General features: G+C 69.4%; 24 protein-coding genes. 7 read left to right on the top strand and 17 right to left on the bottom strand.

Features of this window, described 5'->3' with window-relative positions; translation table 11 throughout:
- Positions 1–96 precede the first annotated feature (96 nt).
- Positions 97–303, top strand: a complete 207-nt coding sequence (locus tag K9S39_RS24560; RefSeq protein ID WP_248865493.1) for a cold-shock protein — start codon at positions 97–99, stop codon at positions 301–303.
- Between the two features lie 464 nt (positions 304–767).
- Positions 768–929: a hypothetical protein gene (locus tag K9S39_RS24555; RefSeq protein WP_248865492.1), complete on the top strand. Its 162-nt coding sequence runs from the start codon at positions 768–770 to the stop codon at positions 927–929.
- Positions 930–1450: 521 nt separating this feature from the next.
- On the opposite strand, the gene K9S39_RS24550 is transcribed toward K9S39_RS24555, so the two are convergent.
- Together K9S39_RS24550 and K9S39_RS24545 are read right to left on the bottom strand one after the other, a co-directional pair.
- Complete coding sequence (locus tag K9S39_RS24550) at positions 1451–3421, bottom strand: AMP-dependent synthetase/ligase (RefSeq protein ID WP_406708006.1); 1971 nt, start codon at positions 3419–3421, stop codon at positions 1451–1453.
- Between the two features lie 569 nt (positions 3422–3990).
- Positions 3991–4659 carry a TetR/AcrR family transcriptional regulator gene (locus tag K9S39_RS24545; RefSeq protein WP_248865491.1) on the bottom strand — a complete coding sequence of 223 codons (669 nt, stop codon included), beginning with the start codon at positions 4657–4659 and terminating at the stop codon, positions 3991–3993.
- 242 nt (positions 4660–4901) lie between these two features.
- On the opposite strand from K9S39_RS24545, the gene K9S39_RS24540 reads away from it, so the two are divergent.
- Positions 4902–5813 (top strand): alpha/beta fold hydrolase, encoded by a 912-nt coding sequence (locus K9S39_RS24540; protein ID WP_248865490.1) that lies wholly within the window; start codon positions 4902–4904, stop codon positions 5811–5813.
- Between the two features lie 107 nt (positions 5814–5920).
- Here the strand turns inward: K9S39_RS24540 and K9S39_RS24535 are convergent, their stop codons facing one another.
- From K9S39_RS24535 to K9S39_RS24520, 4 genes are all read right to left on the bottom strand, one after another.
- Entirely contained in the window at positions 5921–7276 is a 1356-nt protein-coding gene (locus tag K9S39_RS24535; protein WP_248865489.1) for a dicarboxylate/amino acid:cation symporter, read from the bottom strand.
- A 411-nt stretch (positions 7277–7687) separates the two neighbouring features.
- On the bottom strand, positions 7688–7984 hold the full coding sequence (locus K9S39_RS24530; RefSeq protein WP_248865488.1) for a DUF4229 domain-containing protein: 297 nt from the start codon (positions 7982–7984) through the stop codon (positions 7688–7690).
- Between the two features lie 152 nt (positions 7985–8136).
- Positions 8137–9300 carry an aminofutalosine synthase MqnE gene (mqnE, locus tag K9S39_RS24525; protein WP_248868940.1) on the bottom strand — a complete coding sequence of 388 codons (1164 nt, stop codon included), beginning with the start codon at positions 9298–9300 and terminating at the stop codon, positions 8137–8139.
- Positions 9301–9492: 192 nt separating this feature from the next.
- Positions 9493–9951, bottom strand: a complete 459-nt coding sequence (locus tag K9S39_RS24520; protein WP_248865487.1) for an Lrp/AsnC family transcriptional regulator — start codon at positions 9949–9951, stop codon at positions 9493–9495.
- A gap of 132 nt (positions 9952–10083) precedes the next feature.
- Between K9S39_RS24520 and K9S39_RS24515 the strand changes: the two genes are divergently transcribed.
- On the top strand, positions 10084–10224 hold the full coding sequence (locus K9S39_RS24515; protein ID WP_248865486.1) for a hypothetical protein: 141 nt from the start codon (positions 10084–10086) through the stop codon (positions 10222–10224).
- On the opposite strand, the gene K9S39_RS24510 is transcribed toward K9S39_RS24515, so the two are convergent.
- The gene (locus K9S39_RS24510; protein WP_248865485.1) at positions 10221–10970 is read right to left on the bottom strand and encodes a UbiX family flavin prenyltransferase; all 750 of its coding nucleotides are present in this window, start codon (positions 10968–10970) and stop codon (positions 10221–10223) included. The two genes, K9S39_RS24515 and K9S39_RS24510, sit on opposite strands and share 4 nt — an antisense overlap.
- A 98-nt stretch (positions 10971–11068) precedes the next feature.
- Here K9S39_RS24510 and K9S39_RS24505 point away from each other — a divergent pair, with 98 nt between their 5' ends.
- Positions 11069–11659 carry a rhomboid family intramembrane serine protease gene (locus K9S39_RS24505; RefSeq protein WP_248865484.1) on the top strand — a complete coding sequence of 197 codons (591 nt, stop codon included), beginning with the start codon at positions 11069–11071 and terminating at the stop codon, positions 11657–11659.
- A gap of 96 nt (positions 11660–11755) precedes the next feature.
- Here K9S39_RS24505 and mqnP read toward each other — a convergent pair whose 3' ends face one another.
- Positions 11756–12661 carry a menaquinone biosynthesis prenyltransferase MqnP gene (gene mqnP / locus K9S39_RS24500; RefSeq protein ID WP_283112747.1) on the bottom strand — a complete coding sequence of 302 codons (906 nt, stop codon included), beginning with the start codon at positions 12659–12661 and terminating at the stop codon, positions 11756–11758.
- Positions 12658–14115, bottom strand: coding sequence for a menaquinone biosynthesis decarboxylase (locus K9S39_RS24495; protein ID WP_248865483.1), 1458 nt, complete (start codon positions 14113–14115; stop codon positions 12658–12660). Before K9S39_RS24495 ends, mqnP begins: the two co-directional genes overlap by 4 nt.
- 88 nt (positions 14116–14203) lie before the next feature.
- On the opposite strand from K9S39_RS24495, the gene K9S39_RS24490 reads away from it, so the two are divergent.
- Positions 14204–14629, top strand: a complete 426-nt coding sequence (locus tag K9S39_RS24490; protein ID WP_248865482.1) for a PLD nuclease N-terminal domain-containing protein — start codon at positions 14204–14206, stop codon at positions 14627–14629.
- Positions 14630–14869: 240 nt separating this feature from the next.
- Here the strand turns inward: K9S39_RS24490 and ccsB are convergent, their stop codons facing one another.
- The 6 genes from ccsB to hemL form a co-directional block, all read right to left on the bottom strand.
- Complete coding sequence (ccsB, locus tag K9S39_RS24485) at positions 14870–15955, bottom strand: c-type cytochrome biogenesis protein CcsB (protein WP_248865481.1); 1086 nt, start codon at positions 15953–15955, stop codon at positions 14870–14872.
- Positions 15952–17838, bottom strand: a complete 1887-nt coding sequence (locus K9S39_RS24480) for a cytochrome c biogenesis protein ResB (protein WP_248865480.1) — start codon at positions 17836–17838, stop codon at positions 15952–15954. Before K9S39_RS24480 ends, ccsB begins: the two co-directional genes overlap by 4 nt.
- A gap of 3 nt (positions 17839–17841) precedes the next feature.
- On the bottom strand, positions 17842–18606 hold the full coding sequence (locus K9S39_RS24475; protein WP_248865479.1) for a cytochrome c biogenesis CcdA family protein: 765 nt from the start codon (positions 18604–18606) through the stop codon (positions 17842–17844).
- Positions 18607–18610: 4 nt separating this feature from the next.
- Positions 18611–19225, bottom strand: a complete 615-nt coding sequence (locus tag K9S39_RS24470; protein ID WP_248865478.1) for a TlpA family protein disulfide reductase — start codon at positions 19223–19225, stop codon at positions 18611–18613.
- Positions 19226–19497: 272 nt separating this feature from the next.
- Positions 19498–20178, bottom strand: coding sequence for a histidine phosphatase family protein (locus tag K9S39_RS24465; protein ID WP_248865477.1), 681 nt, complete (start codon positions 20176–20178; stop codon positions 19498–19500).
- A 60-nt stretch (positions 20179–20238) separates the two neighbouring features.
- The gene (gene hemL / locus K9S39_RS24460; protein ID WP_248865476.1) at positions 20239–21546 is read right to left on the bottom strand and encodes a glutamate-1-semialdehyde 2,1-aminomutase; all 1308 of its coding nucleotides are present in this window, start codon (positions 21544–21546) and stop codon (positions 20239–20241) included.
- Positions 21547–21871: 325 nt separating this feature from the next.
- Here hemL and K9S39_RS24455 point away from each other — a divergent pair, with 325 nt between their 5' ends.
- Positions 21872–22432: a hypothetical protein gene (locus tag K9S39_RS24455; RefSeq protein ID WP_248865475.1), complete on the top strand. Its 561-nt coding sequence runs from the start codon at positions 21872–21874 to the stop codon at positions 22430–22432.
- A gap of 118 nt (positions 22433–22550) precedes the next feature.
- On the opposite strand, the gene K9S39_RS24450 is transcribed toward K9S39_RS24455, so the two are convergent.
- Both K9S39_RS24450 and K9S39_RS24445 read right to left on the bottom strand, forming a co-directional pair.
- Positions 22551–23492: an SDR family NAD(P)-dependent oxidoreductase gene (locus tag K9S39_RS24450; protein ID WP_248865474.1), complete on the bottom strand. Its 942-nt coding sequence runs from the start codon at positions 23490–23492 to the stop codon at positions 22551–22553.
- Positions 23489–23992, bottom strand: coding sequence for a cupin domain-containing protein (locus K9S39_RS24445; protein ID WP_406708157.1), 504 nt, complete (start codon positions 23990–23992; stop codon positions 23489–23491). Before K9S39_RS24445 ends, K9S39_RS24450 begins: the two co-directional genes overlap by 4 nt.
- Positions 23993–24035 lie beyond the last annotated feature (43 nt).

Below are 24035 nucleotides of genomic sequence, written 5' to 3'. Positions count from 1 at the left end.
CAGAGCCTGCGGAGCATGTGACCCGCAGGCTTTTGTAGTTTTCAGACTTGTTTGCAGGTTCTGGAGCAGGGCAACCCTTTGGCCCAAGGAGGGCTTATGGCTACCGGAACCGTCAAGTGGTTCAACGCTGAAAAGGGCTTCGGCTTCATCGCCCAGGACGGCGGCGGCCCGGATGTCTTCGTCCACTACTCGGCGATCAACGCCTCTGGTTTCCGCTCCCTGGAGGAGAACCAGCAGGTGGACTTCGACGTCACGCAGGGCCCGAAGGGCCCGCAGGCGGAGAACGTCACGCCGAAGCACTAAGTTGCCCGGCCCGGAATCTCTTCCAGGTCGCCCCTAGCAGTACCCAAGGAGCCCCGCTCCGCCACTTCGGTGGGGAGAGGGGCTCCTGCCTTTTGCCGCTTTCGTTCTCGCCCCCGGCTTTCGTTCCGGATTTCTCGCAGCCTTCGCAGGGCTCCACGCTGCTTTTGTGCCGCGTTCGTACCGCCGTCGGTCCGCCCCACCGCGCTTAAGTGACGGCAATATGAATTTTCACCTCCCGCTCCGACACTTTCGTCGCCGATCGGGCAGCCACCCCAGCGAACCAAAGGCGTACCCCGCTTACGGGAAACGAAGTTCCGCCGGCCATGACGCAATGCCGGGAGCCGGGCACTGGGTGCGTGGCTCACCGGCGCTCGTCACGACGGACGCAGCCACCGTTGGCCATCGCCTCCGAGCCGGACTGCCACGCATGACGAAGCGATCACGGAAAGTGGTCACATCGGAACATGACGTGGCATACCTTGGGCACGATGAGCGAGGACATGCCCCCGCAGAAGCCCTGCCCCGACTGCGGCGGCAGAGGCGCCGTGGAGTGGGAGACGTCGAGCGGCGAAACGATCACCACGAAGTGCTCCGGGTGCGGCGACACCGGAACCGTCCCGGCATAGAGGAGGCAGTCATGGCGGCCTTTAGGAGGAACGGCAGGCCGGTCGGCCTGGATGCGCAGTACGTCGGCATATTGCCGTGCGCCCTGTGCGGGGTGCGGTCGATGAAGCTGCCGGGCCGGAGCGGTGGGGTGTGCATCCCCTGTTACGCGGAGGAGTGCACGGCCATCGGGCGGCGGGCGGCATCGGCCGGCGGCTGGGTGGCGGCGAGCTTCGTGGGCGACCCGTGTCTCGCGTGCGGGTCCCGGTCCGTGGACGCGAACGGCTGGGCGTATTGGTGCAATTCCTGCAACTTGCAGACGGCGGTTGCGTTACCGCCACGGTGAGCGCCCCTGCGAGGCGTGGAGCCGGTGAGGGTGGTGCCCCTGAGGGCCGTGATGAAGGTGCCCCGGGGTGTCAGCAGTGACTGGAAAGACAGCACGACGGGCGAGTCGAAGGCCCCGTGCCACCTCCCCCACAGAGGTGACACGGGGTTCCAGTCTGACGTGCGGCGGGCCGTCGCTCCAGAGGGGATGGCCAGTTCTTCACCTCCTTTCATAGAGTCGCTCGATCTCCTTGGTGAAGTCACGGGCGATGGCGGCACGGCGGAGCTTCAGGGAAGGGGTGAGATGCCCCGTTTGCTCGGTGAATTCCACGGGCAGGACCGCGAAGCGGCGGATGGACTCGGGGCGCGAGACGAGCTTGTTGGCGTCGTCGACGGCGTGCTGGAGGTCGGCGAGGAGGCGCTCGTCGTGGACCAGTTCCGTGATCGTGACGTCCCGTTTCTTGTTCATATGGCGCCAGTGGGCGAGGCCGTCCGGTTCCAGGGTGATCAGTGCGGTGATGTACGGGCGGTTCTCGCCGATGACCATGCACTGGCCGACGAGCGGATGCGCGCGGAGGCGGTCCTCCAGGGGCGCGGGCGCGACGTTCTTGCCGCCGGTCGTCAGGATGATCTCTTTCTTGCGGCCGGTGATGGTGAGGTAGCCGTCGGCGTCGAGAGCGCCGAGGTCGCCGGTGGGCAGCCAGCCCTGGTCGGTCACCGGGCGGGCCGCGCCGAGCGCCGCGTCCCAGTAGCCGGAGAAGATGTGCCCGCCCCGGAGCAGGATCTCGCCATCGTCCGCGATGCGGACGGCGGTGCCGGGAAGGGGCCAGCCGACGGTGCCGATACGGGGGCGCAGGGGTGGGGTGACGGTGGCGGCGGCGGTCGTCTCCGTCAGGCCGTAGCCCTCGAATATCTCGATGCCGGCGCCGGAGTAGTAGGCGGCGAGGCGGTGACCGAGGGGGGAACCGCCGCAGATCGCGTAGCGGACCTTGCCGCCGAGGGCGGCGCGGATGCGGCGGTAGACGAGCGGGTCATAGAGCTTGCGGGCCACCTTGAGGCCCAGGCCGGGGCCGCGGCCGGTGCCGTGTTCCCTGGCCTCGACCGCCTCGCCGTAGGCGCGGGCTATACGGGAGGCGCGGTCGAAGGAGGAGGCCCGGCCCATCTTCTCGGCGGTGGCCCGGCCGGTGTTGTAGACCTTTTCCAGGACGTAGGGGATGGCGAGCAGGAACGTGGGGCGGAAACCGGCCAGGTCGGCAAGCAGGTCGTCGGTCTCGATGCTGGGGGCGTGGCCGAGGCGGACGCGGGCGCGCAGGCAGCCGACGGCGACCATACGGCCGAAAACGTGTGAAAGAGGGAGGAAGAGGAGGGTGGAGGCGGGCTCGTCGCTGACCGACTTGAAGACGGGGTGGAGGAGCTCGATGGCGTTGTCGACCTCGGCGAAGAAGTTGGCGTGGGTGAGGGCGCAGCCCTTGGGACGGCCGGTGGTGCCCGAGGTGTAGATGAGGGTGGCGAGTGCTTCCGGGACGACGGCGGCCCGGCGCTGGCCGACCGCCGCGTCCGGCCACTCCCCTCCGGCCGCGACCAGTTGGGAGATGGCGCCGGTGTCGAACTGCCAGAGGTGGTCGAGGGCGGGGAGCTCGGCGCGGATGCCGCTGATCAGGCGGGCCTCGTCGACGTTCTCGACGGCGCAGGCGCGAGCGCCGGAGTCGTGCAGGATCCACTGCGCCTGGTGGGCCGAGGACGTGGGGTAGAGGGGGACGGTGACCAGGCCGGCGGCCCAGGCGGCGAAGTCGAGCAGGGTCCATTCGTAGGTCGTACGGGCCATGATCGCGAGCCGGTCGCCGGGCTGCAGACCGTGCGCGATCAGGCCCTTGGCGACGGCGTGCACTTCGGTGGCGAATTCGGCGGTGGTGATGTCGCGCCAGGCGCCGCTGGGCTGCTTGCGGGCGAGGACGATCTCGGTGGGGGCTTCGGCGGCGTTGGTGAAGGGAAGGTCACCGAGCGAGCCGGTGTGGACGGTGGGCGCCAGGGCGGGCACCGACACCTCTCGTACGGTGCCGTCGACGAGGGTCTTGTGGGGCGGGGTGAGGACGGGAGTGGCTCCCGTTGAGTGGGGGGTTCCCGTCGGCGGATTGGGGGCGGGGACCGGTCCGGTGCCTGAGCTGGCGGCTGCGCTTTCCTGGCTGAACACGAGCGGCTCCTCATCTTCTTCTTCGAAGTGGAGTGGAGTGGCGTTGCGTGAACGAAGGAGGAACGGGGCGGGAGAGAACGGAAGGGGAGGGGGCGGGAGGGGAGGTGATCGGGAGAGGCGGGGTGGTGGTGCTGTGTGCCGGCCAAACGAATCCTGACCCGGCAGTAACTTTACGGATGAGTAAAGTTACTGCCGAGGAGGAAAGTTGGCCAGTGCCCGGTCTCGTCTTTATGGCCGGTCGGACGCTGCCCCTTCGCCTGACGTGCCGGGCATCGCCCGGAAACAGCGTCGAGGGTATGGAGTTCTCCCCGGACAAAGCCAAGATCGTCGACATGGCGGCGGCATCGAGGCCGTCATCGCGCACGGCGCCCGCAAGCTGCGCCCGGCCGGCAGCGGAAAGGTGTTCGCCACGCCGCGGAAGGGTGAGAGCCACACCCACGGCATCTGCGTCCGTTTCGACGGCAAGGGCGGGCACGCGCCGACGGCGCGGACGTGAACGTGTCGACGGCGCGGAGGTGAACACGCGGAGGCACCCGGCCCAGCCCTCGCCGGAGGGCTGGGCCGGGTGCCTAGCCCTCCGGCGACCACCGCCCCCCGCCGATCAGCCGGCCGAGGCCCGCCCAGGCGAAGTTCATCAGCGTGGCGGCGGTGTCCCTCGGTGCCGGGCGCTCCCGTTCACCCGAAGTGCCCTCGTCCGTACCGGTGTTGACCCACTCGGCGAGCGATTCGGCCGCACCGACCAGTGCGTGCGCCAGCGCTGACACCTCGCGGTCGGCCAGCTCGCCGTCGCAGCCCGCCTCTTTGGCGGCCGCGCCGATCAGCGCCGTCACGAAGGTCATGATCTCCGCCCGCATCGCGGCCACTTCGCGGGCGAACGGCTCCCCCTGCGTCCGCGCCTGCTGGTGCAGCACCGCCCACCCGTCGGGATTCTCCGTGGTGTGCGCGAAGAATCCCTTCAGCCCGCTCCACAGCTGTCGGTCGGCCGGCGCCCCCGGCTCGACGGCCGCCGTCACGGCGGCCACCAGCGCCTCCGACTCCCGCCGGATGACCGCGCTGAACAGCTCGTCCTTCGAGTTCAAATAGAGATAGACCAACGGCTTGGAGACACCGGCCACTTCGGCGATCTCGTCCATCGAAGCGGCCCGATAGCCGCGCCGCGCGAACGTCAGCACCGCGGCGTCCATCATCTGCTGCTCCCGCACCGCCCGCGGCACCCGCTTGCTCTTCACAGCACCCACGCCAAACGCCCTTCTTCCCCGCCCCTTTACTGCAAAGTAAGCCTACGATCTTCACGCCCTCCCCTCCCCCACCTCCCCGCGGTGACGTCATCCAGGAATGGCGAGACGATACGTCTCGTTACACACTGGGGCACGCGCCAGCGCACACCTACGCGCGCAACCCCGCCTGCATTTCCCAGAACCGTCGTTCACCGCGTTTCCCCGGACCGCCGTTCACCACCCACGGCCCCCGGAGGACCCCCATGCGCCAGTTCGTCGAAGCCGCCCCCGGTGTCCGTCTCCGGACCGAACAGCACGGCCCGGCCGATGCGCCCCCACTGCTGCTGATCATGGGCGCCCAGGCGTCCGGCCTCGGCTGGCCCGAGCCGCTGATCGAAGCGCTCGCCACCCGCCACCGGGTGATCCGTTACGACCACCGGGACACCGGCCGTTCCACCTGGTCGCTCTCCCCCACCCTTCGGACGGGAGGTGCCCCCGATCAGCCCTACCGCCTCGCCGATCTCGCCGATGACGTGATCGCCGCCCTGGACGGACTCGGCATCGGCCGGGCCCACCTCGGCATGTCCATGGGCGGCATGCTGGCCCAGATGGCGCTCGCCGACCACCCCGACCGGTTGATCAGCGCCAGCCTCATCGGCACCAGCGCCCTCAGCACCACCCCCTACACCCTCCCCGGCGGCGCCCGACTGCCGGCGGACGAACTGTCCTGGATCTCTCCCGAGGTCCTGGAGCCGTGGTCCCGTCCCGTCGAGGACCACGGCCTGGAGGCCGAGCCGGACCGCCGTGTCGCACACTGGCGCGTACTCGCCGGTGGCCAACTCCCCTTCGACGCAGACTACTTCCGCTCTCTCGAACGCCGCATCATCGAGCACACCGGCCACTACCGCACTTCCACCGCGCACAGCCGCGCCGGCCATGACGGGATGCTGCGCACCGACCAGCTCGCCCGGAACGAGATCCCCACGCTCGTCATCGCCGTCCCCGCCGACCCGGTGATCCCGCCCCCGTACCCCCAGCACCTCGCCCAGGTCATCAACGGCGCACGGCTCGTCGAGATCCCCGGCATGGGACACGCCCTCCCGCCGGCCGTACACGCGCCCCTGGCCGACGCGATTCGGGCCCACACGGGAACGGCCCACACGGAGACGGCGTAGACGTCATACGAGGACGTCAGCGGCATGAGGGGCGCACGAGTGCCGACGGCCGAGCGCCCCGGATCCATCGCCATGGATCCGGGGCGCTCCAGTTCGAGCGGTGTGCCCTACGCCGCGGCCGGCACCGTCACCCGCTGTTCGGCCTCGGATGCGTCCGGCTCGTCGATCGGCGAGGACTTCGCCGCGTTGTACGCGTCGCGGTCCAGGATCTTCTCGCGGGCGGAGACCAGGACCGGGATGACGGACTGGCCGGCGACGTTGGTGGCCGTACGCATCATGTCCAGGATCGGGTCGATGGCCATCAGCAGGCCGACGCCCTCCAGGGGGAGGCCCAGGGTGGAGAGGGTCAGGGTCAGCATGACCGTGGCGCCGGTCAGACCGGCGGTGGCGGCCGAGCCGATGACCGAGACGAAGGCGATCAGCACGTAGTCGGCGATGCCCAGGGGCACATCGAAGATCTGCGCGATGAAGATCGCGGCGATCGCCGGGTAGACCGAGGCGCAGCCGTCCATCTTGGTCGTCGAACCGAACGGCACCGCGAAGGACGCGTATTCGCGCGGCACACCGAGGCGTTCGGTGACCTTCTGGGTGACGGGCATGGTGCCCACCGAGGAGCGGGAGACGAAGGCCAGCTGGATGGCGGGCCAGGCGCCCTTGAAGAACCGCAGCGGGTTGACCTTGGCGACGGTCGACAGCAGCAGCGGGTAGACGCCGAAGAGCACCAGGGCACAGCCGACGTAGATGTCGACGGTGAAGGTCGCGTACTTGCCGATCAGGTGCCAGCCGTACGTCGCGATGGCGTGGCCGATGAGGCCGACGGTGCCGATCGGGGCGAGGCGGATGACCCACCACAGGGCCTTCTGGAGCAGTTCGAGAGCGGCGCGGCTGACCTTGAGGACCGGTTCGGCCTTCTCGCCGAGCTGCAGGGCCGCGATGCCGGCGACGGCCGCCATGAAGACGATCTGCAGGACGTTGAGCTCGGTGAACGGCGTGATGACGTCGGAGGGGACGACGCCGGTCAGGAAGTCGATCCAGGAACCGGCGTGATCGGGGAGCTTGCCCCCCTTGGGGGTGAGGCCGGTGCCCTCGCCGGGGTTGGTGAGCAGGCCGATCGCCAGGCCGATGGCGACGGCGATCAGCGAGGTGACCATGAACCACAGCAGGGTGCGGGTGGCGAGCCGGGCGGCGTTGTTGACCTGCCGCAGGTTGGTGATCGACACCAGGATCGCGAAGAAGACCAGCGGGGCGACAGCCAGCTTCAGCAGCCGGATGAAGAGGTCGCCGATGTGCTGCAGCGTGGAGGTGAGCCAGCCGATGTCACCGCTCTTGGCGATCCAGCCGAGCAGCACGCCCAGGACGAGGCCGGTCAGGATCTGGACCCAGAACGGGATCCTGGGTATTCGGGAGGACTTGGGGGTCTGAGGGACCTGTGAAGACTCGGCGGTCTCGGCAGACGTGGACAACGGACACACTCCGGGGACAGTCGGGACGGCGTCGGGAAACGGCGAAGAAAAAGCGCCAGGAGGTCCGTGGACGGGCAGGATCTCCGGCCGCTGGGAAGCGGGTCAGCGGCGGCAACAGGCCGCGGACATACAGCGGCAAAGATCGACGTGCAGGCGCACCACGAGCGGAACGCTCATGGGGGACGAGGGCGCGGCTGCTGTCTTCATGAGAAGTACGGTAACACTCGAACTTTGAGGAACCCAAAGAAAATCTTTGGGTTCCCAGGGAGACAGGCGGGGGCGGCCGGTCCATACAAAGGCAAACGCCCGGCCGTGGAGGGGGATTCCACGGCCGGGCGTTTGTCGTATACGGCGCTGGTGTGAGGCGTCTTACAGGACGTCATGCGGGACGTCCCAGGAGCCACGCGGCGGCTACAGCAGCCCGTCCTCCTGCTTGACCAGCCGCTCGCGCTGCCGGTCGACCTTGGCCACGATCTGCTCGGACATCGCGTCCCGCTGCTTGCGCAGCAGCACGAAGCTGAGCGGCGCGGAGATGACGATGGCCAGCAGCATCAGCCAGACGATATTGGAGCTGCCGATGGCGAGCGGGATGATCCGGAAGTAGGCCAGCACCCACACCAGGGCGAACGAGGCGACGAAGAGGCCGATGCGGAGGGCGGTGTAGCGGAGCGTGGCGTACTTGTGGCTGCTCTCGGACTGGCTACTCACGAACGGACCTTCTTCTCAACGGCAACCGAAAGGGTCAGCTCCAGTGAAGCACAGCGCCGAGGGCGATCTTCCTGGCCCCTGGCGCCGCATCCGCACCGTCTCCGACGCGTTCAGAGCCTCCGACACTCTTGGACTCAGCGCCTCCGACGCCGTCAGACGCGCATCGGCTGGGGCGACTCGCGGCGCTCGGGGTCCGGGCCCGGGTACTCGCGGATGACCTCGTACCGCGTGTTGCGCTCCACCGGTCGGAAGCCGGCGTCGCGGATGAGCTCCAGCAGGTCCTCGCGGGTCAGCTTGTTCGGCGTGCCGTAGTTGTCCGCGTCATGCGTGATCTTGTATTCGACGACCGAGCCGTCCATGTCGTCCGCGCCGTGCTGCAGCGCCAGTTGGGCGGTCTGCACACCGTGCATCACCCAGAAGACCTTGACGTGCGGGACATTGTCGAAGAGCAGCCGCGAGACGGCGAAGGTCTTCAGGGCCTCGGCGCCGGTCGCCATGGTCGTCCGCGCCTGGAGGCGGTTGCGGATCTTGCCGTCCTGCATGTCGACGAAGTCGTGCTGGTAGCGCAGCGGGATGAAGACCTGGAAGCCGCCCGTCTCGTCCTGGAGTTCCCGCAGCCGCAGGACGTGGTCGACGCGGTGGCGGGGCTCCTCGATGTGGCCGTAGAGCATCGTGCACGGGGTCTTCAGGCCCTTCTCGTGCGCGAGGCGGTGGATGCGCGACCAGTCCTCCCAGTGGGTGGTGTGGTCGACGATGTGCTGCCGGACCTCCCAGTCGAAGATCTCGGCGCCGCCCCCGGTCAGCGACTCCAGACCGGCGTCGATCAGCTCGTCGAGGATCTCGGAGGCGCTGCGCCCGGAGATGGTCTCGAAGTGGTGGATCTCGGTGGCGGTGAAGGCCTTCAACGAGACCTCGGGGAGGGCTTCCTTGAGGGCCTTGAGGGAGTGCGGGTAGTAGCGCCACGGCAGGGTCGGGTGCAGGCCGTTGACGATGTGCAGCTCGGTGAGGTTCTCGTTCTCCATCGCCTTGGCGAGGCGGACGGCCTCCTCGATGCGCATCGTGTACGCGTCCTTCTCGCCCGGCTTGCGCTGGAAGGAGCAGTAGGCGCACGAGGCGGTGCACACGTTGGTCATGTTGAGATGACGGTTGACGTTGAAGTGGACGACGTCGCCGTTCTTGCGGGTGCGCACCTCGTTGGCGAGGCCGCCCAGCCAGGCCAGGTCGTCGCACTCGTAGAGGGCGAGGCCGTCCTCGCGGGTCAGCCGCTCACCGGACCGGACCTTCGCCTCCAGCTCGCGCTTGAGGCCCACATCCATCGACGCAGCCATCCGGTCGCCTCCCAGTGTCTTGGCCGTTTCGCGGCCCTGTCACAGCCGTGCTCTCTGCCGTATCTCTGGCCATTCGGTGCCAAAAACGGGCTCCGACGAGACTACTCCCCCCATATCGGAGCGGACGGAGCCCCCTTGGCGCTCCGCCCGCTTCCGTTCGTCCCGTATGCCTCCGGTGGCCTATGCGACCTCTTCGGGCAGGTCGCCGACGCGGTTCTCCCACTTGGTGGAGAGCACGATCGTGGTGCGGGTACGGGAGACGCCCTTGGTGCCGGAGAGCCGCCGGATGGTGCGCTCCAGGCCGTCGACGTCGCTCACCCGCACCTTGAGCATGTACGAGTCGTCGCCGGCGATGAACCAGCAGTCCTCGATCTCGGCGAGGTCCCTGAGCCGGTGCGCGACGTCCTCGTGGTCGGCGGCGTCCGACAGCGAGATGCCGACCAGCGCGGTGACGCCGAGTCCGAGGGAGGCGGCGTCGACCGTGGCGCGGTAGCCGGTGATCACGCCGGCCGCTTCGAGACGGTTGATGCGGTCCGTGACGCTGGGCCCGGAGAGGCCCACGAGCCGGCCGAGCTCCGCGTACGAGGCCCTGCCGTTCTCGCGAAGTGCCTGGATGAGCTGCCTATCCACCGCGTCCATGCCCTCAAGCCTTCCAATCGTTACGCATTTTCGGGTTCTGCATGTAGAATCTAAGGCATACAGGGTCTCGAACCCTGTAAATATTCGAACAATCACCGACGATCAACGACGATCTTCACAGGAGCTGTCACCGTGTACTCGATCGAGATGGCCTACGCCCGCATGCGCGAGCTGCAGGACCAGGCCAATCGTTCACGTGCTCACCAGGCCGCCGCCCCGCGGCGGCGGCGCCGCCTGCGCCGCGCCGCCGCCAAGAAGGGCTGGCCGAGCTAGGGCGTCTCCGGGGCCTCCTCCTTGGCGCCGCCCCCGGCCACCGCCGGACGGTGCCCCGTCCCGAGCTCCCCTTCCCACCGCCGGTACAGCCGGTGCGGCACACCGGCCGCGTCGAGCACCCGGCCCGCGACGAAGTCCACCAGATCCTGGATGTGCGTCGCTCCCGCGTAGAACGCCGGAGAGGCGGGCAGCACCACGGCGCCCGCCTCGTCCAGCGCCACCAGATGCTTCAGCGTCGGTCCGTTCAGCGGAGTCTCCCGCACCGTGACCACCAACGGGCGGCGCTCCTTGAGCGTCACGCTCGCCACCCGCTGCAGCAGATCCTTCGAGAGACCGAGCGCCACCCCGGCGACACATGCCGTGCTCGCCGGGACGATCAGCATCCCCTTGACGGGATACGAACCGGACGACGGGCCGGCCGCCAGATCCCCGGCCGGCCAGTACCGCACATCCGCCAGCCGCTCCTGGGTCACCGGAAAGGCCTCCGGCTTGCCGTCGGCGCCGAGCGCCAGCCATTCGCGCAGGTCGGTGCGCCAATGCGCGTCCCGGAAGGCGATGCCGGTCTCGTCCATCAGCGTCAGCCGCGACGCCCGGCTGACGATCAGATCCACCGGCTCACCGGCCGCGAGCAATGCCCGGAGCACGGACGCGGCATACGGTGTCCCGGACGCACCGGAGATTCCCACGACCCACGGACGGCGTCGGCCGGGGTCCTGCTTACTGGTGTTGTTGTGCGGCGGCTCCACAGCGTCGAGCCTATCCGGCGGAACCACGGACCCCGTCACGGCCGTTCTAAGGGGTGAACCGTCACGGGCGCCCAGGTGGGCATACGGGGAGGCCGGAGATGACACGAGTGATCACCGCGATCAGCCTGATGGCAGGCTGGGTCGGGCTGCTGTGGCTGCTGGAGGGCATCGACTTCATCAGCGGGCACGCGCTGGACTCCTTCGGCATCCAGCCGCGTGACGTCGGCGAGCTGGCCGATGTGGTGCCCGCCGCCTTCATCCACTTCGGCTTCGGCCACCTGGCGGCCAACTCCCTGCCCCTGCTGCTGCTCGGCTTCATCGCCGTGCTGCGCAGCGGGGTGCCCCGCTTCCTCGGTGTCGTGCTGCTCATCACCGTCGCCAGCGGGCTGGGCGTCTGGCTGACCGCGCCGCCGTACAGCAACACCGCCGGCGCCTCCGGCGTCGTCTTCGGGCTCTTCGGCTATCTCCTGGTGCGCGGCTTCATCGAGCGCAAGGCCCTCGACATCGGTATCGGCCTGGTCGTCGGCGTGGTGTACGGCTCGATCCTCTGGGGCGCGCTGCCGAGCGACAGCGGCATCAGCTGGCAGGGCCATCTGTTCGGGCTGATCGGCGGGGTGCTGGCGGCCATCGCCTTCCGGGAGCGCCCGGGGGCCGTCACGGACAGTGCCGCCGTCAGACCCATCCCGTAGTCCTCAGAGGCGCCGGGGTGGGCCGGACAGCTGCCTGACGGGGCATCAGCCATCGGGCAGCCGGCGGTCCCGGGCCCGGCCCTCAGACCGCCGCCCTCAGACCGTCAGCCCACGCACCAGCAGATCCAGCAGCGCGCAGACGAACAGTGCGATGCCGATGAAGCCGTTGACCGTGAAGAAGGCCCGGTTGAGCCGGGACAGATCGTGCGGCCGGACGATGGTGTGCTCGTAGAGGAACGCCGCGACGACGATCACCAGACCGGCCCAGAAGAAGACCCCGGCGCCGGTGGCCAGCGCGTACCAGACCAGCAGGGCCGTGGTGACGGCATGGCTGGCGCGGGCGCCGTGCAGCGCCGCCGGGATGCCGAAGCGGGCCGGTACGGACTTCACGCCGTGCGCCCGGTCGGCCTGGACGTCCTGGCAGCCGAAGATCAGGTCGAAGCCGCCGATCCAGACGCCGACGGCGAGGCCGAGAACGACCGCGTCCCAGGACCAGCTGCCGCTGATCGCGATCCAGGCGCCGACCGGCCCCATCGCCTGGGCAAGACCCAGGATCGCGTGCGGGAAGTTGGTGAAGCGCTTCCCGTACGGATAGACCACCATCGGCACCACCGCGATCGGCGCCAGCGCCAGGCACAGCGGGTTGAGCAGCGCCGCGGCCCCCAGGAAGATCACCACGGCGACGATCGCCCCGGTCCAGGCGGACCGCACGGTGACCGCGCCGGTGACCAGTTCGCGGCCCGCCGTCCGCGGGTTCCGGGCGTCGATCTCCCGGTCGATGATGCGGTTGCAGGCCATCGCGAACGTCCGCAGCCCGACCATGGCGACGGTGACGAGCAGCAGCCGGCCCCAGTGGATGTGCCGGTCCCACTGGAACATCGCGGTGAGCGAGGCGATATACGCGAAGGGCAGCGCGAAGACGGAGTGCTCGATCATCACCAGGCGCAGGAACGCCCTGGTCCTGCCCGGCCGGGGAACCGCCGCGGCGGCGGAGACGGTCACAGCCCGTACTCCGTCCAGCGGCGGTCGACCAGCGCGGCCGTCCTCGGATCGGACTCGACCATGTCCGGCCAGCCCCCGTCCCGCGTGTACCCCTCCTCGGGCCACTTCTTCGTCGCGTCGATGCCCGCCTTGCCGCCCCAGAACTGTTGGTAGGAGGCGTGGTCGAGATGGTCGACGGGGCCCTCGACGACGGTCAGATCGCGGGCGTAGTCGGTGTTGCCCAGCGCCCGCCAGGACACCTCGTGCAGATCGTGCACATCGCAGTCCGCGTCCACGACCACGATCAGCTTGGTCAGCGACATCATGTGCGCACCCCAGATCGCGTGCATCACCTTCTGCGCATGCTTGGGGTATTTCTTGTCGATCGAGACGATCGCGCAGTTGTGGAAGCCGCCGGACTCCGGCAGGTGGTAGTCCACGATGTCCGGCACGATGATCTTGAGGAGCGGAAGGAAGAAGCGCTCCGTCGCACGGCCCAGCGGCCCGTCCTCCGTCGGCGGCCGCCCGACGACGATCGACTGCAGCAGCGGCCGTCGCCGCATCGTCACACAGTCGATGGTCAGCGCGGGGAACGGCTCCTGCGGCGTGTAGAAGCCGGTGTGATCGCCGAACGGGCCCTCGGGCAGCATCTCCCCGGGCTCCAGCCAGCCCTCGATGACGACCTCGGCGTTGGCCGGCACCTGCAGTGGCACCGTCTTGCAGTCGACCATCTCGATCCGCTTGCCCTGGAGGAAGCCCGCGAAGAGGTACTCGTCGATATCGCCGGGCAGCGGAGCCGTCGAGGCGTACGTCACGGCCGGCGGACACCCGAAGGCGATCGCCACCGGCAGTCTCTCCCCCCGCTTCGCGGCCACCTGGTAGTGGTTGCGGCTGTCCTTGTGGATCTGCCAGTGCATCCCGATGGTGCGCTTGTCGTGGCGCTGCAGGCGGTACAGGCCGAGGTTGCGCACACCGGTCTCCGGGTGCTTGGTGTGCGTCAGCCCCAGGTTGAAGAACGAACCGCCGTCCTTGGGCCAGGTGAACAGCGCGGGAAGCGCGTCCAGGTCGACGTCATCGCCGGTGAGCACGACTTCCTGCACGGACGCGCTCTCGCCCTTCACCTTCTTCGGCGGTACGTGCGTCATGTCGGCGAGCTTGCCGAACGCCTCCCGCACACCGACGAAACCCTGTGGCAGCTCTGGTTTGAGCAGCCCGCCGATCTTGCCGCTGATCTCGTCGTACGCCTTCAGGCCGAGCGCCTTCAGGAGCCGGCGGTCGGTGCCGTAGACGTTCATGGCCAGCGGCATCGCCGAACCCTTGACGTTCTCGAAGAGCAGCGCCGGACCGCCGGCCTTCTGCACCCGGTCCACGATCTCGCCGACTTCCAGATACGGGTCGACCTCGGCCTTGATGCGCTTGAGGTCGCCCTCCCTGTCGAGCGCGCGCAGGAACGAGCGAAGATCGTCATAAGCCATACGTTCCAGTATCGGGCACGCACTACCCTGTACTCGTCACTGGGGCCGCGCTCACCGGCCCGGCCAGCCACTCCGGGGAGACCGACATATGCTGCGGGTACTGATGTTCGTGGTGCCGCTGGCTCTGAGCATCTACGCGTTCATCGACTGCATCTCCACCGACGAGCGGCATGTGCGGTACATCCCCAAGCCGCTGTGGGCGATCCTCGTCCTCCTCTTTCCGCTCGTCGGCTCCGTCTCGTGGCTGCTCGCGGGCAAGGACCGCACCGGGCAGGCCGCCGAGGACGGCGAACAGCGCCCTCCAGGCGGCAGCGCGCGGCCCGGCAGCGGCTGGGTGGCACCGGACGACAACCCCGAGTTCCTGAGCTCCCTGGACAAGGAGCGGCACGAGAAGGACGAGACGCTGCTGAAGGACTGGGAGGCCGATCTGCGCCGCCGCGAGGAGGAACTGCGCCGCGAGCGCGACGACGCGGCAGACGGCCCGGAGGACACGCCGCCACCGGCCAAGGGCTGAGCCGTAGGCACTTGCCGGGCCCGCAGACGGGGGCATCGGGAGCGGGACCGCGCCATGCCGGCGTGGTTGCTCGCCGTTGCGGGGCCGCTGCGCTTCCCGCGCCGTTTTTGACTGTCCACCGTCGTGCCTGCGGCGGGCGGTTGCCGCTGCGCGGGGCTGTCGGGCACGGCGGGAACCAAGTCGGCGAAGGCAAAGCGCAGCGGAAAGCCACGTCGGCCCAGGTCAAGCACAGCGGACCGGTCAGACCCCGGCGTACGAGTGCAGGCCGGTGACGAAGATGTTCACGCCGTAGTAGTTGAACAGGTAGCAGGCGAACGCGATCAGGCCCAGCCAGGCGGCCCTGCGCCCCTTCCAGCCCGCCGTGGCGCGCGCGTGCAGATAGCAGGCGTAGGCGACCCAGGTGATGAAGGACCAGACCTCCTTGGGGTCCCAGCCCCAGTAGCGGCCCCAGGCGGCCTCGGCCCAGATGGCGCCCGCGATGATGGTGAACGTCCACAGCGGGAAGACGGTGGCGTTGACCCGGTAGGCGAACTTGTCCAGCGAGGCGGCCGAGGGCAGCCGCTCCAGCACGGACGAGGCGAAGGCGCCGGGCTGCGGGCCGGCCGGGTCGGTGAGCTTGTTCTCGTAGCGGTCGCGGAAGAGGAACAGCAGCGTGGAGACGGCGCCGAGGTAGAGCACCGCGCCGGACAGGATCGCGCAGCTGACGTGAATCCACAGCCAGTAGGAGTGCAGCGCCGGAACGAGCTGGTCGCTGGCGGTGTAGAGGACGGAGACGGCCAGGCCCAGGTCGAGCAGGACCGTGGTGACCAGGGGCAGGCCGATCCAGCGGATGTCCTTCTTGAGGACGAGCAGCAGCAGGTAGACGCCCACCGCGACCGCGGCGAAGGTCGTGGAGAACTCGTACATGTTGCCCCAGGGGGCGCGCTGCACGGACAGGGCCCGGGTGACGACCCCGCCGACGTGCAGCGCCCAGGCCAGGACGGTCAGCGAGATGGCGATCCGGCCGTAGAGGTCGCCCTTCTCGGTGCCGCCCGCGGCGCCCGGGCCGTCCGGCACATCGCGGCTGCCGGGGGCCGCCTTGGTGACGACCTTGGGGCGCTCCAGTACGGCGGTCCCCCCCTGCTTCGCGACCTGGACGGGGACCGCGGCGGGCGCCTTGGCCTCGGCGGTCAGCGCGGCGGCGGTGCGGCCGACCTTGCTGCGGCTGCCGAACACCCACTCCGCCATGTGCGCGATGAACGCCAGGGTGTAGACAGCCATCGCCGAATAGACCAGCAGATTGCTGTTTTGCGCCAGTGTCTCGTTGGCTGCGGCAGCCATGTTCACGCGCGCGCTCCTTCGGAGGGGTCAGCAGGATCGGCAGGATCGGTGGAGTCGACCGACTCGGTCGGCTCCGCGGAGTCGTCTGCGGCGGTGGAGTCTTTGGGGCGGGCGGGGCCGGAGTTGTCAGGCCCGGAGCCGTCAGCGGGCCGGGAGCCGTCGGCGGGGCCGGAATCGTCGGACCCGGAGCCGTCTGCGGGGCCGGTGGATTTTGCGGCGGCCACGAGCGGCGCATCGGTCCCCAGCGCCCCCGCGAGATCGGCGAGTTCCTCCGGCAGCCGGGGCGACTCGCTGCGGCCGAGGCCGGCCATCTCGACGACGGTGACGCCGTCCGCACCCTTCTCCGCGCGCACCCACACCCGCCGGCGCTGGATGAACAGCGAAGCGGCCAGGCCCAGCAGGGCGGCGACCGCGCCGCCCAGCGCGAGCCCGTTGCCCGGCTGGTGGCTGATCGTGAAGCTGGCCCAGTCCTTGATGCCCTCGAACGTGATGCTGCCGTCGCCGTTGGGCAGCTTCATCGTTTCGCCGGGCAGCATCATCTTGGCGACCGGCTTGCCCTTGTCGTCCTTGTACTGCTTGAGGTTCTTCTGCTCCAGCTTGTAGATGTTCTGCGGCAGCCCGGAGTCGATGCCCAGGTCACCGTGGTAGGCGGTCAGCGTCAGCACCGGATAGTCCAGTGCGGGGAACACCGAGAACATCGAGCCGGAGCCCTTGCCGCCGAACGTCGGCACGAAGAAGCCCTGGAAGCCGAGCTGATTGCGCTTGCCGTCCTTGGTCTGCGCGCCCGGCACCTTCACCACACCGGTCGAGGTGAAGTTTTTTGGATCCTGGGGGAGGAACGGGACCGCGCCGTCGTAGACGACCTTGCCGCGGCCGTCCTTGACGGTGACCACGGGCGCGTAGCCGTGCGAGAGCAGATAGACCTTCGAACCGGCGATGTCGAGCGGCTTGTTCACCTCGATCGCCGTCTTGTGCTCCTTGCCGTCCGCGCCGGTGAAGTAGCTGACGTTGGCGCGGAAGGTCCGCGGGGTGCCCTTCTCCGGTCCGGTCCGCTCGTACGTCGCGTCGAACCCGTCCAGCGTGAAGCCGAACGGTTCCAGGGTCTCGGTGTCGAAGAACGGGCCGGACTTGAAGTCGTCGTACTGGGTGAGGTTGTTGGCGAAACCGCCGCCCTCGACGACGAGCTTGCCGCCCTCGGACTTCCACAGGCTGCCGACGGCGAACGCCACCAGCATCACGATCAGCGCGATGTGGAAGACCAGGTTGCCGGTCTCCCGCAGATAGCCCTTCTCGGCGGCGACCGCGGTGCCGGACCGGTGAGCCCGGAACCGGCGCTTCTTCAGCAGCCGCTGCGCCGACCCGAGGACCTCCTCGGGCTCCGCGTCGGTCCGCCAGGTCGTGTATACGGGCAGCCGGGTCAGCCGGCGCGGGGCGGCCGGCGGGCGGCCCCGCAGCTGTCCGACGAACTGCCAGGTGCGCGGCACGATGCAGCCGATGAGGGAGATGAACAGCAGCAGGTAGATCGCCGAGAACCACACCGAGCTGTAGACGTGGAACATCCCCAGCTTGTCGTAGAGCTCGCCGAGCGTGGGGTGGTCGGTCTTGAATTCCTCGACCTTGACCGGGTTGATGGCGGTCTGCGGGATCAGCGATCCGGGGATCGCGCCGATCGACAGCAGGAAGAGCAGCAGCAGCGCCACCCGCATCGAGGTCAGCTGCCGCCAGAACCAGCGGGCCCAGCCGACGGGGCCGAGCGAGGGGAAGCTGATCTCCTCGACGGGGGCGGTGGAGAGCTGGGATCCGGCCGCGTCGAGATCGGTACCCGCGTCCGGGGCAGCGGCGCCGGGGTCCGGGCCCGGGTCGCGGGGGGTGTCGGTCTTGGTGGCCATCAATCAGATCCCAACGGTGAAGCTTTGCGTCCAGCCCTGCAGTTCGGACATCAGGCTGTCCCAGACGCCGGTGACGAGGAGGATGCCGAGCGCGACCATCATGCCGCCGCCGATCCGCATCACCCACACGTAGTGCCGCTTGACCCAGCCGAACGCGCCGAGCATCCGGCGGAAGGCGAGGGCGACGGCGATGAACGGCAGGCCGAGGCCCAGGCAGTAGACGACGGTCAGCAGGGCGCCGCGGGCCGCGCTGGCCTCGTGGAGGGAGAGGATGTTGACGGCGGTGAGGGTGGGCCCCAGGCACGGGGTCCAGCCGACGCCGAAGAGCACCCCGAGCACCGGCGCGCCGACCAGCCCCACGGCGGGCTTCTTGTGGAAGCGGAACTCGCGCTGGCCGAAGCGCTGGAGGATGCCCGCGAACGCCAGCCCGAGCAGGATCATCAGCCCGCCGAGGATCCGTGAGATGACGTCCTTGTAGCTCTGCAGCGTCTGCCCGAAGAACCCGAAGAGGGCACCGCCGGAGACGAAGACGGCGGTGAAGCCGAGGACGAACAGGGAGGCGCCGGCCAGCATCCGGCCGCGCTTGGCGTCGCCGAGGTCGGTGCCGGTGACGCCGGTGACGTACGACATATAGCCGGGGACCAGCGGCAGGACGCACGGGGAGAAGAAGGAGACCAGGCCGCCGAGGAGTGCGATGGGCACGGCGGCGAGCAGTGCGCCGGTCAGGACGGTCTGGTTCTCCATGGTCTCGGCGGCGAGCTCGATCACGTGATCACTTCTCGGCGATCAGGGGGGCGACCATCTTGCGCAGCCGGTCCTCGGACAGCGGGCCGACGGCGCGCGCGGCGATCTTCCCGTCCCAGTCGATGGCGATCGTGGTGGGGATGGACTGCGGGTTGAGGCTGCCCTTGGGGAAGCGCAGCAGCAGCTTGCCCGACGCGTCGAACAGGCTCGGGTAGGGCACCTTGTGCTCTTCCTCGAAGCTGACGGCCTGCGCCTTCGCGTCGCGGGTGTTGATCCCGACGAACTGGACGCCCTTGCCCTTGGTCTCATTCGCGATCTTGACGAAGTTGGCCGCCTCGGCGATACACGGGCCGCACCACGATCCCCAGACATTGAGGATCACGACCTTGCCCTTGTAGTCGGCGACGTCCAGGTGCTTGCCGGTGATGGTCTCACCGGAGAGGTCGGGGGCCGGCTGCCGCTCGCTCTTCTTGACGGTGTCGAAGCCGTTCTTGCCCTGGACGAAGCCGGTCTGTGAGGGGCCGCCGGAGGCGGTGCCTTCCCCGCAGGCGCTCAGCGTCAGCGACGCAACCGCGGCCCCTGCGGCGAACAGGGCGATGCGGCTGCGGCTGGTGAGGCGGCGTGGGGCGCGGCTGGCACTCATGTGAAAAGTTTCGCATGGGCCGATTCCGGATCTTCCGCACCCCCCTCGGGCCGCCTCATCTCACACGAAAGGGCATGTCAGAGCGGGTTTCACGGCGCGTCGGACACTCCGGGACGGCCTCAGGCGGCGGCCAGGCACGACGTCCGGCCACCGGCGGGCTGCTGTCCGACGCCCGGTCCGTGCTCCAGCCTTTCCGGCTTCGCCGGCTGGTTGGGCTGCGCTCCGGAATCGGCGGTCGCCCATTGACGGTTCATCAAGCCCCCATGCGCCCATCAAGCCCCGAAGGCTTTGCTCTTCCCCTTGACGGGTTTGGCGCCGACCAGCAGATGGGAGGGAACCAAGTCGCGCGCCGGTTCGCTGTACCCCACCGAAATGATCTTGTCGCCGTGAAAGGTGAAAGATGTCAGCGAGGCGAGGGTGCACTGCCGCCGCCGCGGGTCGTGCCACAGCCGCCGCCGCTCCGCGAAACTGCGGACGACCCAGATGGGCAGCTGATGGCTGACCGCCACCGCCTCGTGCCCACGCGCCGCGTCCCGGGCCGCTCCCAGCGCCGCCATCATCCGTACGACCTGCTCGATATACGGCTCGCCCCAGGACGGCCGGAACGGATTCGTCAGGTACTTCCAGTTGCCCGGCTTCTTCAGCGCTCCGTCGCCCACCCCGAAGGTCTTCCCCTCGAAGACATTGGCCGCCTCGATCAGCCGCTGATCGGTGGCCAGATCCAGACCGTGCGCCTCGGCGATCGGCGCCGCCGTCTCCTGCGCCCGCTCCAGCGGCGAGGCCACGACATGCGTGATGTCCCGCTCCGCGAGGTGCTCCGCGACCCGGTCGGCCATCTTCCGCCCCAGATCGGAGAGGTGATAGCCGGGCCGGCGCCCGTAGAGAACGCCCTCGGGGTTGTGCACCTCGCCGTGCCGCATCAGATGCACCACGGTGATGTCTTCGCTGCTCATGTCACCCATCATTCAGTCGTCTGCCAGCAGTCGGCGGCCCGTCGGCCGGATCCGCGCCCGTCAGGCCGTCGCCTCGGCCGCGGCCCGCGCGGCGGCCGGCAGCGCGGCGGCGATCCGCTCGACGGCCGCGGCGTCATGCGCGGTCGAGACGAACCACGACTCGAAAGCGGACGGCGGCAGATAGACGCCGTGCGACAGCATCGAGTGGAAGAAGGCGGTGAACCGGAACGACTCCTGCGCCTTCGCCGCCGCGTAGTCCGTCACCTCGGCGTCCGTGAAGAAGACCGAGAACATATTGCCCGCGACCTGCAGCCGGTGGGCGACACCCTCCTTCGTCAGCGCCGCGGTGACCAGATCCCGCAGCTGGGCCGAGACCGCGTCGACCTTCTCGTACGCGGCGTCGTCCAGCAGCCGCAGCTGCGCGACACCGGCGGCGGTGGCGATCGGGTTCCCGGACAGGGTGCCCGCCTGGTAGACCGGGCCGACCGGCGCCAGGTGGGCCATGACATCGGCACGGCCGCCGAAGGCCGCGGCGGGGAAACCGCCGCCCATGACCTTCCCGAACGTCATCAGATCAGGACGTACCCCATCGATCCCGTACCAGCCGGCCTTGCTGACCCGGAAGCCGGTCATGACCTCGTCGGAGATGAAGAGCGCGCCGTTCTCCGCGCACAGCTCCTTCAGCCCCTGGTTGAAGCCCGGCAGCGGCGGCACCACACCCATGTTGCCCGGCGACGCCTCGGTGATCACACACGCGATCTCGCCCTGGTGCGCGGCGAACGCGGCCCGCACCGCCTCGATGTCGTTGTACGGCAGCACGATCGTGTCGCCGGCCTGCGCACCGGTCACGCCCGGGGTGTCCGGCAGCCCGAAGGTCGCCACACCCGAACCGGCCGCGGCCAGCAGCGCGTCCACGTGCCCGTGGTAGCAGCCGGCGAACTTGACCACCTTCGCGCGGCCGGTGAACCCGCGCGCCAGACGGATCGCGGACATCGTCGCCTCGGTACCGGACGACACCAGCCGCACCTGCTCGACCGGCGCGACCCGCGCCACGATCTCCTCGGCCAGCTCGACCTCGCCCGCCCCGGGCGTCCCGAAGGACGTACCGCGGGCGACCGCCTCCTGGACCGCGGCGATCACCGCGGGATGCGAGTGACCGAGGATCATCGGCCCCCACGAGCACACCAGGTCGACATACTCACGGCCGTCGGCGTCGGTGAGGTACGGACCCCTACCGGACACCATGAACCGGGGTGTACCACCCACGGCACGGAACGCCCGCACCGGAGAGTTGACGCCACCGGGCGTCACCAGGGAGGCGCGATCGAACAGCGACTGCGAAACGGGGGCTTCATACGGAAATGACACGGCGATCCTGACCTGCGTAAACGGAGGGAGGGCGGCGGCACACGGACACAGCCCGGCTGACAACGGTGCGGGATTCCCCGCGCGGACACCTCTCAGGCACCGCTCGGTTCCATCTCGGTCCCTTTTTTATTCCTCTCGCTCTCGACCGGGCGTCAGGCCCCTCGCGTCTGCGAAACTGGGGCGACGTACGGGTAAGTCACGCAAGCAATGGTCTCAGAGGTGCACGGGGGCGTGTGGCCGGGCGTTTCGCACGCCGGTGACGGGGGAGGTCTCTGAGACGATGATCGGGTTGCGCGGCTAAGGCTGCGAGTGGTCGGGTGGAGATATGCATCGCGGTGGCGAACTGGGTGAGGGGACCGATGACCGGGGTCCTGGGCGCGCCCAGCGCGGCCGTCACCGGCGCGAGGGCACCGAAGGCATCACGGGTGGGGACAACAGGGGCGGCCGCATGGGGGTGACGTACAAATACTTCGGCGCGCCGAATGGCGCGACGGCGGCCCGGGTCCCGATCTCGATGCGCCCCGAGGAGCTCGGCGGTGACGAGCTCGGTATGGGCGGCATGTTCACCAAGATCAAGCCGGAGACGATGGCCGCGATGGTCCTCACCGGTATTGAGGGAATACCGCTCCACAAGGTCCCGCCCCTGGAGCTGGTCGTCCTGCACCCCGATTACGCCGTCGTCAAACTCCCCATGACCGTGGTCGACCCGCTGCGCGGCGTCGGCGAGGAGTCGGTCGGCGCGGCCGCGTTCATCTGGTCCACCGTCCCGGACCGGGGCGGTCCGCGCGATGCCTTCAGCGTCTACCAGCTGCTGCACGAATGGCAGGACTTCTCGCACCGGCTGCATGAGGCGGGGCATCAGGCGTACTGCCTGGTGTGGCCCTGAGGCACTGCTCCGTGGCTGCTGAATCGTTGCGTCCGGGGGCGTCCGGTCGGCGGGCGGTCGCCACGTAGGGCGGGCCGAGGCTCACCGCGCGGGACGGGCCGAGACCCACCGGTAGGACTCACCATGTAGGGCGGGCCGAGACGCCGCCATCGACGACGAGATCGTGGCCGGTGATCCAGGACGCCATCGGGGAGGCCAGAAAGACACAGGCGTCGCCCACGTCCTCGGGCCGGCCCAACCGTCCGGCCGGCGCCGCCGCCCGCCAGCGGCGCACCCCCTCCGGCCAGTCCTCCTCGATGCCGGGGCGCCCGATGAGGCCCGGCGAGACACTGTTGACGCGGATCCCGTAGGCGGCGTACTCCAGGGCCGCCGAGCGGGCGTGCATGACCACCGCCGCCTTGGACGCGCTGTAGTGGGCGTGCCGCGGCGCCGGGCGGTCCGCCTCGATGGACGCGATATGCGTCACCGACCCGCCGCCGGTTTCCCGCATGACGGCCGCCGCGGCCTGCGTGCAGGCGAAGACGCTGTGCACATTGGTGTCCGCAACGGCCCGCCAGTCGGCGAGCGACATCGCCGGCAGCTCCTGGGTGGGCTGCACCCCGGCGTTGTTCACCAGCGCGGTCAAGCGGCCGCGCCAGTCGGCTGCCTCCGCGACCAGCCGGTGGCACTCCGCCTCGACGTCCAGATCGGCGCGGAGGGCCAGCGCGCTGCCGCCGCGCTCCTCGATCTCCGCGACAAGCGCCCGCGCGGCCCCGGCATGCGTCCGGAAATGCACCACTACGGCAGCGCCCGCGGCAACGAACCGCAGCGCGACACCACGACCGATGGTGCCCCCCGCCCCGGTGATGAGGGCCACGTTGCCGGTGAGGTCGGGAAGGGTTGGGGAGGTGGGCGGGGTGGGAGCCGTGTGCCCGTCGGGCGGTGTGTGCCGGTCGGCAGCCGTGCGCTTGTCGGGAGCCGTGCGCCCCCCGGAATCCGAGCCCTCTACGGGAGCGCGGTCACCGGGAGCAGTCCGCCCCTCACCGACGTTCAGGAAGCAAGGGGTTGGCACCTCTGTCATGGCCGGCTCAGCGCGGTGATCCGCGCTGCCTCCTGGGGAAAGCGCGCAGCCAGTTCGGCCGCGTCCCCGTGCTCGTAGTCGTCGAAGGTGAAGCCGGGTGCCATGGTGCAGCCGAAGAGCGTCCACCTGCCGCCCTCGGCGACCGCGGCACCCATCCACGTACCGGCCGGCACGGTGAACTGGACCTGCTGCCCGCCGAGAACGTCAGGACCGAGGACGACCGAACGGGCGGCGCCCTCCTCGGGGAGGAGGAGCAGGGTGAGCGGATCGCCGAGATAGAAGTGCCAGATCTCGTCGGCCGGCAACCGGTGCAGGGCGCAGTAGTCGCCCGGCTCGGCGGTCAGCAGCATGACGATCGCCGAGCCCTCGGGCCGCCCGTCGGCACGCTCGGGTCCGGCCCAGGTACGCCGGAACCGCCCGCCCTCACGGGGCAGCGGCGCCAGCCCGTAGAGCTCGACCAGCGCCTCGGGGAGCCGGCCGGGCCCGCCGGACGCGGCCATCGGTTGGTGGGCATGCGGTCGGTGCATGGGCGGCCTCCCGTCT

The organism is Streptomyces halobius (assembly GCF_023277745.1).
GTDB lineage: Bacteria > Actinomycetota > Actinomycetes > Streptomycetales > Streptomycetaceae > Streptomyces > Streptomyces halobius.
Note: the sequence above shows the minus strand (reverse complement) of the source record. Positions and strands in the feature narration are given on the sequence as shown.